This is a genomic window from Phytobacter sp. V69, assembly GCF_965644215.1.
Lineage (GTDB): Bacteria > Pseudomonadota > Gammaproteobacteria > Enterobacterales > Enterobacteriaceae > Phytobacter.
Genome location: NZ_CBFFRL010000472.1, coordinates 1 through 779, shown reverse-complemented (window position 1 = coordinate 779; position 779 = coordinate 1). Strand labels below are relative to the sequence as shown.

Genomic DNA, 779 nt, shown 5'->3' with positions numbered 1-779 from the left:
ATACGGCCTCATTTCTCGCTGCCGTCCAGATCAGATGCATCGCTCTCTGGGCTAAAATCTTGTGATGACACTATCTAGAGCGTTTTGGAAATTATGATCGCCGTCATAAATCTGAAAATCTGGTATGACCTGCTTATTGCCAGGATTAATCCGATAGACTACTATGGCTTCACCCCAGACAGAGCTAACGCCACAATAAATAGTGAGTGCCGGAGATAAGCGCCGGGAGGGGTAAGTAAAATTGAAGTATTTGCTCGATTTATAACACCAAGCCCTGGCATCTGCCAGGGCTTAATCATTTCTGGCTCCGCTGTTTTCTCCACTCTTCGCATTTCGTTATGACCCCAATTGATCTCTGTATGTCCTGTTTATCGTTGCGCTTTGCTATAACCTCTTCTACACACTGCGTATTAACGTCGTTGCCCCTGCGCGACATTCAGCACAGAACCACAGAGAACCCCTATGGATATTGATAAAATCAAAAAACTGATCGAACTGGTCGAAGCGTCAGGCATTTCCGATCTGGAGATTTCTGAGGGTGAAGAGTCGGTACGCATCAGTCGTGCAACCGTTGCCCCTGCTATGCAACAAGCGTATACGCTCCCCGTTATGCCACAACAGACTCCGTCAAACGCGGTCGTACCCGCCGCCGTAGTGCCGGCAGCAGAACCCGCTCCTGCACAAATCAGTGGTCATGTAGTGCGTTCCCCGATGGTCGGGACCTTCTACCGCACGCCGAGCCCGGACGCGAAAGCCTTCTGCGAAGTCGGCCAGAAAGT

The 779-nt window shown here is 50.3% G+C and carries 1 protein-coding gene; it reads left to right on the top strand.

Going from position 1 to position 779, the window contains the following annotated elements:
• Nucleotides 1-462 precede the first annotated feature (462 nt).
• The coding region (locus ACSZPU_RS26055) for a DUF8684 domain-containing protein (protein ID WP_499004515.1) at nt 463-779 on the top strand (317 nt) is incomplete at its 3' end.